The sequence below is a fragment of the Aquimarina algiphila genome (assembly GCF_007489275.1).
Lineage (GTDB): Bacteria > Bacteroidota > Bacteroidia > Flavobacteriales > Flavobacteriaceae > Aquimarina > Aquimarina algiphila.
Genome location: NZ_VLNR01000211.1, coordinates 1 through 1,037 on the forward strand (window position 1 = coordinate 1; position 1,037 = coordinate 1,037).

The following is a 1,037-nucleotide window of genomic DNA, read 5'->3' on the forward strand; positions in this document are numbered from 1 at the left end:
GAGAATCCAGTAAAACAGTAGATATTACCATTACAGGTGATCAAACCGTTGAAATAGATGAAACACTTACACTAACCTTATCGAATCCAACAGGTACAAATGTCATTATAGGAGACAGTACTGGTACTGGAACGATTACCAATAATGATCAAGCTACGGTAACGATAGCAGATGTTGCATTGAATGAGAACAGTGGTACAGCAACCATTACGGTTATTGTAGACAATGCAGTAGATGGTGGGTTTGATGTAGATGTTAGCACAGCAGATGGAACAGCAACAACAGCTGATAGTGATTATACTGCAGTAACAGCTCAGACACTTACTTTTGCAGGAACGGCTGGCGAGTCAGAAACTTTTAATATTACCCTTGGTGGAGATACCAAAGTAGAAGCTGATGAAACCGCATCCGTAAGCATGAGTGGCTTAAGCCCTGTAACGGTTGCCTCTGGCGATATAGATGTTACAGATGGAGCTACGCTGACCATAAACAATGATGATCAGGCGACAGTAACTATCGCTAATGTAAGCGGCAATGAAGATGATGGTGCCATTACCGTGACTGTTATAGTGGATAACGCTATAGATGGTGGGTTTGNCAGCAACAACGGCTAATAGTGATTATACTGCAGTAACAGCACAGACTCTTACTTTTGCAGGAACGGCTGGAGAAACAGAAACCTTCACAATTACCCCTACGGCTGATGCAACTTCTGAACCAGACGAGACCGTAATTATAGGAATGAGTGGGCTTTCCCCTGCAACGGTTGCTTCAGGAGATATTAATATCACCGATGGTGCTACATTAACAATCTTTAATGATGACGATATATCAATATCGGTTAATGATCCATCAATAGATGAAGGAAATACTGGGACGACTACTTTACAATTTACAGTAAATTTGAATGCCCCTGCTCCTGCTGGAGGAGCTACAGTAGATTATGCAACTTCAAACGGATCTGCGACAGCTGGTTCTGATTATACAGCCATTAGCACGACAACGCTCTCCTTTCTCGCTGGAGAATCCAGTAAAAC

The 1,037-nt window shown here is 42.4% G+C and carries 2 protein-coding genes; both read left to right on the forward strand.

The genetic code is table 11. From position 1 onward, the window contains the following. Positions 1-53: 53 nt before the first annotated feature. Positions 54-614 carry a hypothetical protein gene (locus FOF46_RS31100; protein WP_478209733.1) on the forward strand — a complete coding sequence of 187 codons (561 nt, stop codon included), beginning with the start codon at positions 54-56 and terminating at the stop codon, positions 612-614. A gap of 127 nt (positions 615-741) precedes the next feature. Beyond that, a partial coding sequence (locus FOF46_RS32900; protein ID WP_478209734.1) for a Calx-beta domain-containing protein occupies positions 742-1,037 on the forward strand: 296 nt, incomplete at its 3' end.